Annotated in this window: 14 protein-coding genes; 3 read left to right on the plus strand and 11 right to left on the minus strand. The window is 39.0% G+C overall.

Annotated features, from left to right (window positions below):
- Positions 1 to 249 precede the first annotated feature (249 nt).
- The 5 genes from gabT to FCJ93_RS10145 are packed head-to-tail and all read right to left on the minus strand — an operon-like array spanning position 250 to position 5636.
- Positions 250 to 1608, minus strand: a complete 1359-nt coding sequence (gene gabT, locus FCJ93_RS10125) for a 4-aminobutyrate--2-oxoglutarate transaminase (protein ID WP_137743666.1) — start codon at positions 1606 to 1608, stop codon at positions 250 to 252.
- 23 nt (positions 1609 to 1631) lie between these two features.
- Entirely contained in the window at positions 1632 to 2921 is a 1290-nt protein-coding gene (locus FCJ93_RS10130) for a peptidase (RefSeq protein WP_137743615.1), read from the minus strand.
- Positions 2918 to 3574, minus strand: coding sequence for a 3-oxoacid CoA-transferase subunit B (locus FCJ93_RS10135; protein WP_137743616.1), 657 nt, complete (start codon positions 3572 to 3574; stop codon positions 2918 to 2920). The genes FCJ93_RS10130 and FCJ93_RS10135 overlap by 4 nt, the downstream gene beginning before the upstream one ends.
- On the minus strand, positions 3559 to 4245 hold the full coding sequence (locus FCJ93_RS10140) for a CoA transferase subunit A (RefSeq protein WP_137743617.1): 687 nt from the start codon (positions 4243 to 4245) through the stop codon (positions 3559 to 3561). Before FCJ93_RS10140 ends, FCJ93_RS10135 begins: the two co-directional genes overlap by 16 nt.
- Positions 4246 to 4265: 20 nt before the next feature.
- Positions 4266 to 5636, minus strand: coding sequence for an aspartate aminotransferase family protein (locus FCJ93_RS10145; RefSeq protein WP_137743618.1), 1371 nt, complete (start codon positions 5634 to 5636; stop codon positions 4266 to 4268).
- Positions 5637 to 5806: 170 nt separating this feature from the next.
- Between FCJ93_RS10145 and FCJ93_RS10150 the strand changes: the two genes are divergently transcribed.
- Positions 5807 to 7450, plus strand: coding sequence for a PucR family transcriptional regulator (locus FCJ93_RS10150; protein WP_095309811.1), 1644 nt, complete (start codon positions 5807 to 5809; stop codon positions 7448 to 7450).
- A 117-nt stretch (positions 7451 to 7567) separates the two neighbouring features.
- On the opposite strand, the gene FCJ93_RS10155 is transcribed toward FCJ93_RS10150, so the two are convergent.
- The 4 genes from FCJ93_RS10155 to FCJ93_RS10170 form a co-directional block, all read right to left on the minus strand.
- Positions 7568 to 8359 (minus strand): enoyl-CoA hydratase, encoded by a 792-nt coding sequence (locus FCJ93_RS10155; protein WP_095314787.1) that lies wholly within the window; start codon positions 8357 to 8359, stop codon positions 7568 to 7570.
- Positions 8360 to 8761: 402 nt separating this feature from the next.
- Complete coding sequence (locus tag FCJ93_RS10160; protein WP_170943674.1) at positions 8762 to 10372, minus strand: long-chain fatty acid--CoA ligase; 1611 nt, start codon at positions 10370 to 10372, stop codon at positions 8762 to 8764.
- Positions 10373 to 10796: 424 nt separating this feature from the next.
- Positions 10797 to 12329 (minus strand): coproporphyrinogen III oxidase, encoded by a 1533-nt coding sequence (locus FCJ93_RS10165; RefSeq protein WP_408014795.1) that lies wholly within the window; start codon positions 12327 to 12329, stop codon positions 10797 to 10799.
- Between the two features lie 113 nt (positions 12330 to 12442).
- Positions 12443 to 13309, minus strand: a complete 867-nt coding sequence (locus FCJ93_RS10170) for a Cof-type HAD-IIB family hydrolase (RefSeq protein ID WP_095314790.1) — start codon at positions 13307 to 13309, stop codon at positions 12443 to 12445.
- 260 nt (positions 13310 to 13569) lie between these two features.
- On the opposite strand from FCJ93_RS10170, the gene FCJ93_RS10175 reads away from it, so the two are divergent.
- Complete coding sequence (locus tag FCJ93_RS10175; RefSeq protein ID WP_095314791.1) at positions 13570 to 13770, plus strand: alpha/beta-type small acid-soluble spore protein; 201 nt, start codon at positions 13570 to 13572, stop codon at positions 13768 to 13770.
- A 344-nt stretch (positions 13771 to 14114) separates the two neighbouring features.
- On the opposite strand, the gene FCJ93_RS10180 is transcribed toward FCJ93_RS10175, so the two are convergent.
- Positions 14115 to 14465 carry a YlbF family regulator gene (locus FCJ93_RS10180; protein WP_137743620.1) on the minus strand — a complete coding sequence of 117 codons (351 nt, stop codon included), beginning with the start codon at positions 14463 to 14465 and terminating at the stop codon, positions 14115 to 14117.
- 128 nt (positions 14466 to 14593) lie between these two features.
- On the minus strand, positions 14594 to 15739 hold the full coding sequence (locus tag FCJ93_RS10185; RefSeq protein WP_095314793.1) for a DUF445 domain-containing protein: 1146 nt from the start codon (positions 15737 to 15739) through the stop codon (positions 14594 to 14596).
- Between the two features lie 171 nt (positions 15740 to 15910).
- Here FCJ93_RS10185 and FCJ93_RS10190 point away from each other — a divergent pair, with 171 nt between their 5' ends.
- The gene (locus tag FCJ93_RS10190) at positions 15911 to 17296 is read left to right on the plus strand and encodes a YheC/YheD family endospore coat-associated protein (protein WP_170211282.1); all 1386 of its coding nucleotides are present in this window, start codon (positions 15911 to 15913) and stop codon (positions 17294 to 17296) included.
- Positions 17297 to 17370: the final 74 nt, after the last annotated feature.

Consider the following 17370-nt stretch of genomic DNA (forward strand, 5'->3'; position numbering starts at 1 on the left):
TCCCAATCTTTTGGATCAAAACTAATGATATTTTATGGTCATTATACATAAATCCTACTTTTTTTTCGACTTATCACGCTCAAACATAGCCATTCGTCCACAACCCATTATTCACAAATTTTGTATATGCAACGATGAAGGCTTCGTTTTTTCTTAAACCGGGTTTTATATTTCATGATGCTGAAAAATAGCTCTAATCCAATGAATTCGAGGTGAGGTTCGCCTTTCATCGAATTAGAGCCTAAATCATTATGATCGTTTAATTCCGGTTTGTTTTAAATGAAACATTACTTCTTTTAACACAGCCAAGCCTTCATCAAGCTGATCATCTGTAATCACTAACGGGCTTAAAATGCGAATAATATTGCCATATAACCCTGCGCTCATTAAAATTAAACCACGGCGATGGGCCTCCTGAAGAATCTGCATTGTCAACTCCTTATCCGGCTCTTTTTCAGTTCTGTTCTTCACAATTTCAATCGCTGTCATTGCACCTAGTGTGCGAACTTCACCAATAAATGCAATGTCCTCTTGAAGCTGCTTGAAAAAATGAACGATCGACTCCCCTATTTTGTTTGCACGCTCTGTAAGATTTTCCTTTTCAATCATTTTTATGACCTCTAACGCGGCGACACAACCTAAAGGACTCCCGCCATATGTTCCACCAATTTCACCGCTTGAAGGTGCATCCATTATCTCCGCTCTTCCTGTGACCGCACTGAGTGGGAGTCCTGCGGCAATCGATTTTGACATCGTCATTAAATCAGGAATGACTTCAGAATGCTCCATCGCAAACATTTTCCCTGTTCTTGCAAAACCTGTTTGGACCTCATCCGCAATAAAGAGTATTCCGTTTTCTTCACATATTTTCTTTATTCTTTGGACAAAGGATTTAGAAGGAACGATAAATCCCCCTTCTCCTTGAACCGGCTCCATAATTACGGCAGCAACGTCTTCAGCCGGCACTTCACTCAAGAAAAAGTTGTGAAATTGTTTAATTATCTGTTCATCAACATCTTCCCTCGTCATCCCTTCAGGCGCACGATAATAATAAGGGTACGGCATTTTATACGTGTCTGGGGCAAAGGGACCAAAGCCATTTTTATATGGCTTCACTTTACTTGTTAAAGACATTGCCATATATGTTCTACCATGAAACCCCCGTTCAAAAGAGATAATTGCTCTTCTGCCTGTATATTTCCGCGCAATTTTGATGGCGTTTTCAACAGCTTCAGCACCACTGCTTAGAAAAAAAGTTTTTTTATTATGAGTACCTGGCGTAATTCGATTTAATTTCTCTGCCAACTCTATATATGGTTCATACATCATCACATGAAAACAAGGATGTAAATATTTTTCCAATTGTGTTTTTAACGACTCAACTACCGCTGGTGGACAATGCCCAGCATTTAAAGACCCGATCGCCCCTGCAAAATCAATAAATGTATTTCCATCGACATCGGTAACTAATGCACCAGTACCTTTTTCAATAAAGGTATGAACGGTATTAAATGGACCTCTCGGGACATGTTGCTCTCTTCTTTTTAGCAGCTCTGCCGCTTTTGGTCCAGGAATTTCAGTGACGAGGTTAATCGACTCTGTTTTCATTGTCATTACAGCAGCCTCCTTATTTAGTTTTCACTTAAGCTAGCATTTGCTATTTCACACCATTCGAGCAAGGTTAAAGCAATGATCTCCGCTGCGATAAATATTTTCTCTATTTCGATATACTCATCAGAGTGGTGAGCCAGTTCTGTCACACCAGGACCGAAAACAATCGTCGGTGTGTCACCAATGGCAGTTAACAGTCCACCATCAGTTCCCCAAGGAGAGGCTTCAATAACTGGCTCTTCGTCTAACACATCTTGAAATTTTTTGACTAGAATGTTCATCAGCTTGTGTTCCTGCTCAATTGCACCTGGTAGCCATCTAGCTCCAAACCATTCTAATTGAGGGGGATATTCTTCAAACCAGGGATCGATCTCTTTTAGTCGCTCGATCCATTTAGCCATTTCCTCTTTTGCTTCATCCATCGTTTCTTCGGGAGATACGCCGATCCGCCCCTCAATTTGAACGAAATCAGCCACCGATGATGGCCAATCGCCACCAGAAATTTTACCAATATTTATAGGAAAAGGAATTGGAATCTGATTGTAAAGTGGATCCTGCACCCGCTCATTACGAATTTTTTCTAATTGTAAAATATGGTTCATAACAGACATGCTCTTTTCGATGGCACTCACACCTTCATAGCGGGTTCCACCATGAGCGGACTGTCCCTTCACATAAATGCGGAACCACATCGAGCCTTGCTGTTTCGGAAATATCTTTAAATTTGTCGGCTCAGGAATAAGTGCTGCATCCGCTCGATATCCCCTTAAAATCGCAGCAAGCGTCCCTGCCCCACCACTTTCTTCCTCAATCACACTTTCAAATAGGACATCTCCTTTTAATCGAATACCCAATGCTTGAATTGCTTGCATAGCTAAGAGAAGAGACACATTGCCCCCCTTCATATCTGTCGTACCGCGCCCATATATTTTTCCATCAACTAATTTTCCACTGTATGGTTGATAGTTCCATTTTTGTAAATCCCCTTCTGGAACTACATCCACATGCCCGTTCAAAATAATAGAGCGGCCACCCCCAGTTCCTTTTAGCACGCCAACCACATTTGGACTTCCTGAAAATTCCTTTCTTGGCGATGCAAAAAAAGGATGCTCCGCTAATCGTCTGCCATCAGGCTCCCACACATCTACCTCAAGTCCCATCCGTTGAAGCTCTTCTCTCACTAATTGTTGTACACCTTTTTCATTCCCCTGTGTACTTTTTGCTTGCACGAATTGTTGCAATAGCTTAATGCCTCTTTCTTGATTGTCTGTCAACCATTGCTTAAGCTGCTCTTTAATTGCAGTACTCACTTTTTGCCCCCCTCTCTAACCAATAATCTGGCACCGGTCATCTCCCTTACATCCTTCTCAGTAAAAGGCTCCATTACTTCCTTTAACAGTAATCCCTTCTCACTTACTTCAATTACTGCCATATCAGTAATAATTAAATCTACACATCGTCTTGCAGTTAAAGGTAAAGTACATTCCTGTAAAATTTTAGGTTCCCCATGCTTATTGACATGACTCATTAACACGATGACTTTTTTCGCCTTCTCAGCTAACTCCATCCCTCCGCCGATTCCTGGAATCCTTTTTCCCGGAATGACCCAATTGGCTAAATCTCCTTTTTCACTAACTTCCAGTCCTCCTAGTATCGTCATATCCAGATAACCTCCACGGATCATGGCAAAAGCCGTAGCACTGTCAAAGTAAGACGCACCGGGAATAACAGTAACCGGAAATCCCCCTGCATTGCATAGCATTGCATCCTCCTCCCCTTTTGACGGAGAAGGACCCATGCCAAGGACACCGTTTTCTGCATGAAATAACACTTCCGTCTCGGGAGCAAGAAAATTTGGGACAAGAGAAGGAATTCCGATTCCTAAATTCACGACCATCCCAGCTTTTATTTCCTTTGCTGCCCGACTAGCCATTCGATTGCGCACCTCTATTCCCATGCCCATTTCCAATTAACCCCCTCGCTTTCGACAATCATATCGACATAAATTCCTGGCGTAATAATCGATTCTGGGTCAAGCATACCGGGCGCAACAATCTCCTCAGCTTCAACAATCGTTACCCTGCCTGCTGTTGCAACTAATGGATTTGTATTTCTTGCACTCTTGTCATAGATGAGATTCCCAAAATAATCAGCTTTTTTAGCATGAACAATCGCCACATCCGCTTGTAAAGCTGACTCAATCAAGTATGTTTTCCCTCCCATTTCCACCTTTTGCTTTCCAACCTCAATCATGCTCCCCATTCCAATATCAGACAGAACACCTCCTAGTCCAGCTCCGCCGGCTCGAATTCTCTCAGCTAAAATTCCTTGTGGACAAAACTCAACCTCCATCTTACCCTCAACCATTAATTTCCCTGCTATTGGATTTGAACCAATATGCGTAGTTATTAGTTTGCTTACTCTTTCCGCACTCACAATTTTCCCGATACCAATCTCCGGAAAACCCGCATCATTTCCAATCAAGGTCAAGTCCTTGGTCCCTTTTTGAAGAATCCCCTTAATTAAGGTGGGAGGATTGCCAACACCGCCAAAGCCGCCAAACATTAATACGCAACCGTCATTAATGAAAGATAATGCATTTTCTAATGTGGTCACCTTAGACTGCATCTCCATTTTCGATTCCCCCCGTTCTCTCAACTGATCGAATCATAACTGTCATCGACCATGACTCCATTTTGAATATCGAGAAGTGTCTCTTTAAATATTTTTATCAATTGATCAATCTCTTGTTTATTTATAGTCAAGGGCGGAGAAATAATGACTGCGTCTCCATCGCCTCCTTCTATTCCTGCAGAAGCTGGATAGATTAATAGTCCCTTATCCCTCGCCAATGCGACAACTGAATTAGTTAGATCAAGATCTTTACGAAACGGGAACTTGCTAAAGTAATTCGCCACAAATTCCACTCCAACAAGGAGTCCTTTCCCCCTTACATCCCCGATAATAGGAATTTGCTGGGCCATTTTTTGCAGTTCATTTAAGAGGTATTGTCCATTCTCCTCTGCCTTTGCTACTAGTTGATGTTGTTCAATATACTCTAGCACTGCTAACGATACGGCAGCGGATTGAGGGTTTGCACTGTATGTGTGCCCACTCATAATCATCTTTGACCCTTGGCGAATCGGAGCAAGCACTTTTTCACTTACAAGGGTAGCCGCGATTGGTGTATAACCTGCGCTCATCCCTTTTCCAAGTGTAATGATATCTGGCCTTACTCCCCAATGTTCCATCGCCAGCATTTTTCCAGTACGTCCAATTCCAGTCATCACTTCATCAGCAATAAATAAAATGCTGTGCTTTTCGCAAATTTCTTTAATGTACTTATAATATCCCTCAGGTGGTACTATCACTGCTCCGGCTGCACCGATAATTGGTTCAGCTATAAACGCGGCAATATGCTCTGCACCGATTCGTTGAATTGCGCTCTCAAGCTCTGATGCGCATTGTAATTGACAGCTTGGATAAGTTGCATGAAATGGACAACGATAGCAATAAGGCGCTGAAATCGTTGGCAAATCATCCAATAATGAAACAAACCTTCTACGCCGTTCTGAATGTCCTGATAAGGATAATGAACCAATCGTAATTCCATGATAACTAGTCCATCTTGAAATCACTTTATTTTTTGTTGTCTTTCCCTGTTCCTGCCAATATTGAATTGCAATTTTCATTGCCGTTTCTGTTGCTTCAGAGCCACTATTTACAAAGAAGGAACTGTAGTCGCCAGCTTTAATAAAATCAATCCTGCTTAATTTAGCCGCCAATCTTTCCGCTTCTTCAGTTGTGAATTGTGAGCGGTACACAAATGAGATTTTTTGAGCTTGCTTGATCATCGCTTCGATAATTTCAGGAACAGCATGACCTATACTTGCTGTTACTGCTCCAGAAGAACCATCAATATATTGCTTATTCGTGTCATCATAAATATAAATCCCCTTCCCATACTTGGCAGTAGGATAATGACCATCTAATAAGGGTTTTATTAAAAATGTTTGTTCGCTCATTGTACTCGCCTCCTTATTAAGGGATTTAAAATTATTGTTTTTTTCTGATAATTACATCTTATTTCAAGAAATACACAATTGATATTCGTCAAACCAATGAAAATTAGTGGCTTTTTATTATACAATATGTATAAGAATGTCCATGAAATGATAGATTGGTGGGATTTAAAATGAGTATAAGTGTTCAGGAAGCCATTTCCCTTCCAGTAATGAAAGAAGCGAAAATACGCGGCGGAGCAGGGGGAATTGATAACCAGATAAAATGGGTCACCATTGTCGAAATCATTGAGGATATTAACCGTTTCCAAGAGGGGGAATTTCTCATTACAACAGGCTATGGTTTAAATGAAGACAGTGCAAATTTTAAAAAATTGCTAACGATGAAACAGCTATCAGGAGTCGCCATCTACAGCGGCTTTTATTTACAAGACATTCCTCAAGCTTTTATTGAAATCGCTAATCAATACCAATTGCCGCTAATCGAGCTTCCAACCCATATTAATTTTTCTTCTATTACGAAAAGTATTCTGCAGCAAATTTTAAATAAGCAAATGGAGGTTACGTCCTTTTCGCTAGAAACTCATAAACAATTAACAAGCCTTGTCTTAAAAAATGAACAAGAAAATAAGATTTCAACTACTTTAGCCGAATTAATTAATTCTTCCATTTTTGTCTTAAACGAATCCGATGAATTTGCTTATTACGCCTACAAGCATCATTCTTTACTTTATAGCAATAATGCGATCTTCATCAATAATCGCTCCATTCCATTCATTCCCTTAGTGCAGAAATGCCGCAGTCGAAAACAGCCATCAGAACTAGAATGGGATATTTTCAAAGTGTATGTTCATCCGATTATTGCCAATGAGCACTATCATGGCACATTAATTGTTATTACCGAAATCGAAAAATGGCAAGACGTTTATATTACAACAATTGAACATGCAGCTACTGTATATGCCATTGAATTTTTAAAAGAAGAGGCAGTGAAACAAACACAAATTCGATTACAGGGAGAATTTCTGGAGGAAATCATTAACGGCAGCTTTCAATCGACGTCACTGATTATCGATAGAGGAAAAAAGCTTGGATACGATCTTTCTCTCCATCATGCAGTCCTGCAAATTAAACTGGAGAAATATGAAGAAAACGAATTCTTTAAGCACCAAGTTGAACTGCTGTATAATCATGTCCTTACCTACTTGGATAGGTCAAATAGGCAATTTATGCTGAGAACGAGGTTAGATGGCCTGATTATTCTTACAGAAGTCAAAGTTACCAAGAAAGAAGAGAATGCTATTGAAGACAGCATTAGACTCGCTAAAAATCTATTAAATCATTGGCAGCAGCGGAACCGGGGGATCCCCATTATCATTGGAGTAGGAAGCGCATATAAAAATGTTAATCAATTAAGTGATAGTGCCAATGAAGCAAAATATGCAGTTGATTTATCCAATCTTTTATTAGTAAAAAAAGAAATTATTCATTACAACGACTTAGCAACCTTCCATTTATTATTACAGATGAAGGAATTAGGAATAAGCTTGGCGGAATTTTACGAGGAACAAATAGGCAGTTTACTAGAAGGGAGTAAACATGGGATTGATTACGTCCATACTCTTGAGCTTTATTTCAAACATAATCTCAATATACAAGCAACTGCAGCAGAGCTTTTCATCCATCGACATACATTAAAATATCGCCTCAGGCAAATTGAAAGTCGCAGTGGGTCCGATCTAAATTCCGCTGATGCGAGGTTGACCCTCCAATTGGCAATAGCCGCCTACAAATTGGAACAATATTTTAACAGTTAACCAAAATATGATTAAAGATTGTTTTTTCTCGGCTTTACACCCCGAAAAAACAAGGGACGTCTTTTAAAAAAATCTGGAATGAAATGAACGTATAAGCGTCATTTCATTCCAGACTAATTATTTTCCAGTGAACTTCGGTCTTCTTTTTTCAAGAAAGGCAGCGATCCCTTCTTGATGGTCTTTCGTTTGGCGCATCGCATATTGCCCATTTTTCTCTAATTCCAAGATTTTCAGGAGCTGTGGACGATTTTTTTCAGCAAGGATTTTTTTGGTTTTAATCATAGCCTTTATCGGTTTATTTAACCAATCCTCTATTTTGGCCTCAAGCGCCTCTTTATAATTCGCTGCGACTTCATGAACGAGATTCAATTTATACGCCTCTTCAGCAGATAATGACTTACCTTCCCAAATTAACTGTTTCGCCTTATTTTCCCCCATTCTTTTCTCTAAGAAAAAATGCGCTCCTCCATCAGGGATAAGGCCGATCCCAATAAAATTCATCGCAAGCTTACTGTTCTCATCAGCAATTATGTAATCCGTAGCCAGCGCAAGACTAAGCCCCAGTCCTGCAGCAGCCCCCGAAATTGCACTAATTGTCAGCATCGGCAGACTATGAATTGTAACCACCAATTCATTAATGCTATCCATGACGGAAGAGAAATCGTTTTCATTCACTTTCTGATTGAGCATTGTTTTAATGTCTCCCCCAGAGGAAAATGACCGTTCATTTCCAGTGAAAACTACAATATCAATTACATCAGAGTTGCTGATTTCCTTTAAATTACTAGCTAGTTCCTTAATCATTTCAATGTTTATCGAATTCAAGCTTTCAGGACGATTAAATTGAATTGTGGCTACTCGCCCAGCCACATTGACATTCACCGTATTCGTAAGAAACTCAGTTGTCATAACCATTCCCCCTCCTTTACTTCCTTCACCTCCATTATAAAGGCAATAGCTGGAAAGGATAAGTATTTTTTATAATATTTTAAAATTACTTTTTATTTCGATTAGAACAAAAATACTTCGGATTAGTTAAAAGCAGTCAGAAGCGGACAAAAACCCTTTAATGTGACTCGAATCGCGATATTTAATAGGTTATAAACAGCTTGCGCTAATATTTCTTAAATTAATTGTTTAGGCGAGACATACTGCTGATTCTTCATCAAGGTTTAAATCTGACTCGATGAGCTAAGAGAAAACTTGTTTTCCCATATTTCACCGAGTCAGAACTGAAGGCTTAGCGAAAAATATATCTGAACTCCCTCATAATATTTCAGAAAGAAAATTTGCTTTCACGAGTTGCCCGTTTTAATTCTTTTGCAATTCCTCTTGAACTTTATCGCGTAAAGCACGCTTAAGAAACTTGCCAACTGATGTTTTAGGAATTTCCTGCAAAAATAAAACATCATCAGGTAACCACCATTTTGCAAACTGCGGTTTGAGAAAATCTATTAATTCTTCTTTTGTTATTTCTGCTTTCTCTTTTAACACAACACATGCTACCGGTCTTTCCTGCCATTGTTCATGTGGAACTGCAACAACTGCTGCCTCGAATACAGCTTCATGAGCCATCAGAGCGTTTTCTAGATCGACAGAGGAAATCCACTCTCCGCCACTTTTGATTAAGTCCTTTGTTCGATCAATTATTTTAATAAAACCTTCTTCATCTACGGTGACCACATCTCCCGTAAATAACCAACCATCTGAGAATGCTTCACCCGTTCTTTCATCATGATAATATTCCGATGCAATCCACGGGCCGCGGAGGGCAAGTTCTCCCATTTCCTTTCCATCCCATGCAATTTCTCCAGAGTGTCCTACTACTTTCATCTCCAGTCCAGGCACGAGTATCCCCTGTTTCGCACGAATATTTAATCTCTCTTCATAAGGCAGTTCTTCCTGGTAACTCTTTAACGTTGAAATAACGGCAAGTGGACTTGTTTCCGTCATTCCATATCCATGCATAAAAGGAATATTATATTTCTGTTCAAACGCTCTAATCACCGATTTAGGGGCAGCTGAACCACCGCAAAGAACGGCTCTTAAGCTGCTAACATCATATTTCTTCTCTTCCAATTCTTTCAGTAAACCTAACCAAACGGTCGGAACTCCGGCTGCAAAAGTTACCTTTTCCTGTTCAATCAGCTCAGCCAATATTTTAGGTGTAAAATAAGGACCAGGCATGACTAAAGTTGTCCCAAACCAAACACCTGCAAACGGTAGCCCCCATGCATTGGCATGAAACATCGGAACAATGGCCATCGCCACATCACGTTCACTAATGGCTGCACTATCAGCCATCCCTAGTGCCATGCTGTGTAAAACTGTACTTCTATGTGTATAAACAACTCCTTTCGGATTTCCTGTCGTTGCCGATGTATAACACATCCCAGCAGGGTCATTTTCTTCAATATCTTCTGGATATTCAAAATCATTGCGGCCATTTTCGATTAATTCTTCATAATGGTAGACAGGTGAAAGGCTTGTTTCAGGTAACTCTTCTTCATCTGTCATGATAACAAAGGCTTTTACCGTTGGAATTTCATGTTGGCATTTCTCAATTAGTGGGACGATATCTGCATCAATGAGTAGGACTTTATCTTCTGCATGATTAATAATGTAGGAAATATGATGAGGTGCTAATCGTATGTTAATTGTGTGGAGTACTGCTCCGCAACATGGTATCGCGAAATAGGTTTCTAAATGACGATGAGTGTTCCAGGCAAGTGTCCCAACTTTATCCCCCTTTTGCATGCCAAGTTTTTGGAGACTATCGGCTAACCTTCTCGTTCGTTCCGCCATTTCTTTGTAAGTTAACCTTGTAATTCCCTTTGCAGTCCGTGAGATGACTTGTTTTTTTGGAAAAAACGTTTCTGCCCGCTTAATCATTTGCGTGATTGTTAAAGGTGTTTGCATCATCAATTTTATCTTCCTCCTTTTGAAAATAAAACGCTTACATTTTTTCTGCTTATAAATAATTATGAAGCCTTTTCTAAAAGATTCTCTCTTTAAGAAAAAAATCCTTTTTTATGTTTAAAGATTTTATCATTTTTAATCCAACCGCTTTTTCAATAAAAACAAAGATGGCAAAGCTAATCTTGATTTCAGCTCACTTGCTTGACCCCTGTCCAAATTAGCAGAACAGCGGATTCCTCAGGAGCTTGCTCTTTTAGAAAGTTTGGCGCCCACCCCATCACAGGCATCCACTCCCACAACAGAGACTATGCTTAATAAATGGCTTCTTTTTAAGATGTAGTAAGAACAACAGTTAAGCTACTTTAAATACATTAAAACTGCTAACAAAACTCATTTTCCTTCCGAGCTTATCAGCAGTTTTTTGAATTTATTTAGTTAACACATTTTTGTTAAAAATCTCATTTAGGATAGCGATCTTCTTATTTGTGTATTCTTCAAAACTGTCGTTGTAGGTTTTTGGGTCTTTTGGGTTGGCAAAATGATTGATCTTCCCATCTTGGTCAATAAACTTACTAGCCGCTCCACAGCCGAGGCCGATGATGGTTTGCTGTTCCTCCATAATCATGATGTTATAAATACTTTCCTGATTTGGAAGGGAGTAGCCGACATTTTCCAGATTCCCTAAAATGTTCTTCTGTCTGTATAAATAGTATGGAGCATAGCCATGTTCCTTCGTCCACTTCTCTCCTAAATCCATCATTTCAACTATCTCTTCTCTGCTTGCCACTTTGTAACGAGATTTATTTCTCGTCATTTCCGAAGCACGTTTGAAGGACAATGTATGAATGGTTAAGGACTCCGGCATGAGCTTTTCCGTTTCATCAAGGGAATGTTGAAATTCCGCAACCCCCTCACCAGGCAAACCAATGATTAAATCCATATTAATATTGTTCATTCCCATTTGCCGCGCGAGGTCAAATTTATTGATCGTTTCCTCCACTGTGTGGTGACGACCGATCGCTTTTAATGTCTCTTGTGTGTACGATTGAGGATTGACACTGATTCGATCAATCTTCCATTTTTTTAATACTGATAGCTTTTCTGGGGTAATCGTATCTGGTCTTCCTGCCTCTACAGTGATTTCACGAATATTTTCCACATCTGGAAAGGATGTGTACATTTCCTCATAGAGCATATCCATTTCTTCTGCAGTAATACTCGTCGGAGTGCCTCCGCCATAATAAACAGTAGTAATTTTCACATTATTTTCCTTAAGCCATTCGCCGAGCTTTCTCATTTCAAAATGGAGACCACCAAGAAAGGAGTTGACTGAACCTTGTCGTCCGTTTATCGCATAAGCCGGAAAAGTGCAGTAGGCACATTTCGTTGGGCAGAAAGGAATACCGATATAAATACTTACTTCTTTCCCCAATTCATAAAGGTCTGGTACAACGGCTAATTGACGATCGACAATGGCCTGCATCAATTCAATTTTTTCGTCGGTGATTAAGTAATCAGACTTTAGCTTTTGATGAGCTGCTTCTTTTGTCAATCCTTGTTGAAGCGATTTATGCAATAGCTTTGTCGGTCTTATACCTGTTAGGATTCCCCACTTTTGTACCATTTTTGTGCAGTCCTGTAAGACGGATAAATACACATGGGCCACGGCATTTTTGATAACTTTAAATTGTTCTTTTTCCGTAAGACCATCAGAAAGAGCTTTTTCATAAAAAGCTTTATAGCTTTGCTCATTTTGTTGCAATACAGCTTGAACTTCTACTTTTGCTCCAATCTGTAGCTCAAAATCAATTTTTATATTGGCTTTGCCCATTTCTTCTTCGAGAGAAATCGAGGTTTCTTCAAAAAACAGGTTCGCTATTAATTGGAGCGGCCTTGCAAATCGTTCATCCTTTAAGCCATTTATGTGAATATACAAAAGTATCTCTCCTTGCTCTTTCATTAAAGACAAAATTACTTCTAGTGTACAGAATAGAGCAATCGAGGTCAATTGGAAGACAGCTCTCTATTCCTAAAAAATGGATTGCACGAATGGCAATCCACTTTACTATCCTATTAACGAATAATATTCATTTTTCTTAAAAACTCAATCGGCTGTTGTTTGCGAAAATGCTCCTTCACCATATAACCTACCCCCTGCTGATTATTCGAGCGGGTAATCCAATCTGCCGCCTTTTTTACTTCTATTGGTGCATTCCCCATCGCAACACCAAGCCCAACTGCTTCAATCATTTCTAAATCATCAATGGCATCGCCAATTGCAACGATCTCATTTCGTTTAATGCCCAACTGCTGACCTAAAAAGAGGAGGCCAGTGAGCTTGGAAACGCCACGTGGTACAATTTCCATTCTATAATCTGTTAACTTTAACAGATCAACCTCAGAAAACATTCCTTCAATCGCTTTCTTTGCATCTTCAAGGTCATTTTTTTGTTCGAAATATACTTCTACTTTTGGTGGCGAGATCGGTTCATCCATTATGGTATCGCTGATAGAATCCACAAACTGATGGGGATAATGAAGCGGGTCCCCAGAATTCACGACCGTCTTTGCCAGAAGATTGTTATTTATTTTCAGTTTATTGGCAAGGGAATATTTTTCATGGACAAGTCTGATTTGGCACTGGAAGCCTTCCAAAAGTCTAACAATTTCAAAGGTAATGTCCTCAGAAATCCTTCTTTCCAAAACAGGCCTCTCGAGTTCCTTCGCCACATATCCTCCGCGATGGGTGATGAGAACAGAATCTATTTTTAATGCTTTGGCAACTTTTTTTGCTGATTGAAAGCTTCTTGAAGTCACCAATGTAACGTAAATACCCTTTTCTCTGACGTATTCAACAGCCTCTTTAGTAGACTTATGTAACCTTCCATTTGACTGTAAAAGTGTGCCATCGATATTTAAAGCTAATAGCCTATAAATCACTTATAATGCCCCCTTGTTCTTAGATGTCGTTGCCAGCACTAAATACGAAAATTTCTCTTACTACACTTTTATGAAAAATGATTAGAAAATAGAACAAGCAAGGGGGATATATTTCCCTAACTCTTGGCAACTTTTCGCAAAAATAAATATGAAGTGTAACCAAGAAAAAATTACCATATTTCATCTATGAATAATTAAAAGAAATTGATACATAACTAGAAATGTAGCACAAAAAATAAAACACCAAGGAGATGATTAACATGGCAAGAAACAACAATTCAAACCAGCTTCTAGTATCAGGAGTACAACAAGCAATTGAACAAATGAAATTTGAAATTGCATCAGAATTTGGTGTAAATCTTGGTCCAGAAACATCTTCACGAGCAAATGGTTCAGTTGGTGGAGAAATCACGAAGCGTCTAGTACAAATGGCAGAACAGCAACTAGGTGGCAAATTTTAAGAAATGGCTTAAGGGGCATGAAGCAAATCGCTCATGCCCCAAATCAATTTATTTTCTCCATTCAAAAATGACTGCCCATCTTTTCTCCATACCCAAGCAGCACTGTTTTCTTATTCTTATGGCTTTATAATATATCGGTTTTAGTTTTTGACTCATTTTCTCCATTTTTTCAACATCTTGAAAGAGGTGTGAAACTAAGATTTCACACGAAATGAGCCAAAATTCTTTTGAGCAACAATATCGTTTAATAAAGCCACTTCTTTATGATCGGTTTTGTTTCTTGGCATTCTTTCAAGTAGTGGACATAAAAAATCCCCGCTAATTTTAGTAGCAGGGATTGATTCTTATTGACCAGCTCCGTATAATTCTTCCAGAGGCTTCATAATAATTTGATTTAATTCATTGATAATAACACTCATGCGTTGTTCCGCTTCCATGAGCTTTCCAATCATTTCATGCTGCTGTACAAGAGCAACTGTCTTTTGGGCCTGCACAACTTCATCTTGAGTAATTTCTTCACCCATCATTTGCTTTTGTTGCAACGTTAATTGAATGTTACGGAAATTCTCAAACATATTTCGCGCCGATTCATCCGCATTAACGTTGTCATACATTTTCTTTAAATCACTAAATTCATCACTATTACGTATTGCTCTTTCTAAATCGTATGCTACATCATGTAAATTAACTGTCATTTTAAACGTACACTCCTTTTTTTGGAACCCAGTCCTAATTCTCCCATAGATTTTCCACTATGAAAGTTAATCCATACCACTATAACAAACTATGATGGAAATTGCACATATGTGTTGTTATTCTTGGGTTATCCAGTGATGAGGACAAAGATTCCTTGAAGAAGTCCGATTGCGCCACCAAGCAATGCCCCTAAATATGTGATCATTTTTAATTCGCGACTAGTGATCAGTAAGACCATTTCTTCTATCCTTTCAACAGAAAAGGATTCCACTTGCTCACGGACGATATCTGCTAAATGCAATCGTTCCATCATCTCTTCGATCTTATTAGAAAGCCAGCCACCCAGCATTAACACTATTTGAGGAGCCATTTTTTCAATTGCTTTCTCCTTATAAGGTTCAGCTAAAACAGAAATAGGGGTTGCAAAGATTCGATCGACACGGATAATCTTTTTAACCGTTCTCGTGATTGTATCTACCAGTTGCTCTCTTCCAAACTGCTCTTCGATTTTTTCAGCCTGCCATTCTAATACTTTTTCCCATTCTTTTCTGAGTAAAGTCGTAATTAATTCTTCCGTTCCCTCATTATTTAAAAATTTCAGTAGTTCTTTTTGAAGAATACCAGTTAGGTTCACATTTCCCAAAAACATTTGCATCATATTTCCAAGCATTCCACTGCGTTCTTTCACAAAATCATTGACCATTCTCTCAATGCGAAGCTCCCCTTCGACACTGGAAAAATATTCGGCTCCCTTTTGTAAAATATAGCGACTAATTTGTGGAATTTTCGAGTCCATTTTTTCTAAAAGCTCATCTGACAATATGGATTTAATAGGAATCTCTCGATATTTTTCTATAAGTTGATCATACTTGCTCTCTAAAAAATGCTCGAAATTTTTCTCAATCCACTCTTGTCTATTTTCATATCCAAGCTTTGTAAACAATTGCTCAAGACTTTCTTCATTGCTTAGAAGTTGTTCCAGTTCTTTTTGAGCCAATTTTGTCATTTCCTGCTGAAAGCTTTCATTCATGAATTTTTTTTGAATCGTCTCTGGAGTAAGAAGATGCTCTACGACCATTACCCCGAGCTGAGTAGCTAACTCATCCCGCCGCTTCGGGATGAGCCCTGGCGTGAATGGCACTCTCCAACTGCCAATATAAATGGGTTTATACGGGCGGAATAACATTTTTATTGCTAAAGAGTTTGTAACCCCTCCAATAATTGCACCAATGACAACCATAAACAAAATGATAAAAACAGTATTCATATTCATCTACCTTCCATCCTCATTTAACAGAGCTCCTCTTTGCCTAAAGTAGGCACAAATAAACGTTTTTTTCATACGATACTCATAATCAGCTTTCGCCTATATGAAGTACATGAACATATATCCAACATTGCTATTATATATGGTGCTACAAACACGAGCAAATGAGGAATGCTTATGTCATTAACTTCTTATCTACCTATTACGATTGTACCGACAAAAACGTTTCAAAATCAGAACAAGACAATTTTTTTAAGCAGTTCTTTACTCAGTCATTGGGGAATGGAGCCTGGTGATAAGATAACGCTTTGCATCGGCACAAAATCATTACACGTCTCTGTTGATGCCAAAGCGTTAGAAAAGGAGCAAATTCTTATGAATGAATGGCTCTACTCTCAATTTCCATTACCGCTTAAAAGCCTTTCATTTCTTAGTCAATACGATAAAAAACAAAAGCATTTGTTCATTGGCCCAATATTCGCACTTGTTACGGAAGTACATGAAGGCGAAGAGTCCGGACCGAGCTTTCGTTCCATTCATTCTTTTGCGGAGGAGCTACATTATACGGCTCATACAGCAGGAGGTTTAGTGTATATTTTTCATATTAAAGATTTCTCGCTTGAAGGGGTTAATGGCTTTTATTACGAAGACGATCATTGGAGAAAAAGCGAACTTGTTTTGCCGAATGTAATTTATAATCGCATTCATTCACGGAAATTAGAAGCGAGTTCCTTTTTCCGAGACAAAACTGCGCAAATGAACGTTAAAAAAATACCCATTTTTAACGAACGATTTCTGTCCAAATGGGAGGTCCACAACTTATTATATCAAGAACCCCATTTACATCCTTTCTTACCTGAGACAGCTTTGTATGATAAAGACAAACTTGCAGAGCTTCTTAATAAATACAAAACCATTTTTATAAAACCATTGGAAGGCAGTCAAGGACGCAATATTATTAAAGTTTTGCTTGAAGACGGCGCTATCATTGTTAAAACTACTTCTACGAGAGAAGATGGGCAAATAAAACTATTTGCCACTTTGGAAGAATTTCTAGAATGGTTTCAAAAGCGGGGCAAGCAAATTCCTTTTGTAATGCAACAAGGCATCCCTTTGGCAACTTATCATAATCGCCCGCTTGATTTCCGAGTTCTCTGCCATAAAGATTACAGCAATTCCTGGAGAGTCACTTCGATTGTAGCAAGAGTTTCCGCCAAAACCGAATTTGTCTCTAACCTGGCCCGCGGGGGAGAAATGATGAAAGCGAGCAAACCTTTAACACAGCTTTTTGACCTGCAAACTGCCCGCTCTCATATTTCATTCATGAAAGAGCTATCCCTTGAGATTTCGAAAATTATTAGCCAATCCGTACAAGGGATAGTCGGTGAGCTCGGAATTGATATCGGGATTGATTCGAACGGGGGAATTTGGATCATCGAAGTCAATTCGAAGCCTTCAAAAAATATGGAAGAACAGCAAACAGAAATTCGGCCATCGACAAAAGCAATCTATGAGTATGGAACGGCACTTGCCTTTCAACATTTAAAAGAACTTGTTAAATGAAGATGTTTTTCTATGGTTCAGTAAACATTCCTAGCATTTTGAAAGGGAATGAGCAGCCTTCCAATCTCATGTGA

Origin of the sequence: Robertmurraya siralis, assembly GCF_005502275.1 — a bacterium.
Taxonomy (GTDB): domain Bacteria; phylum Bacillota; class Bacilli; order Bacillales; family Cytobacillaceae; genus Robertmurraya; species Robertmurraya siralis.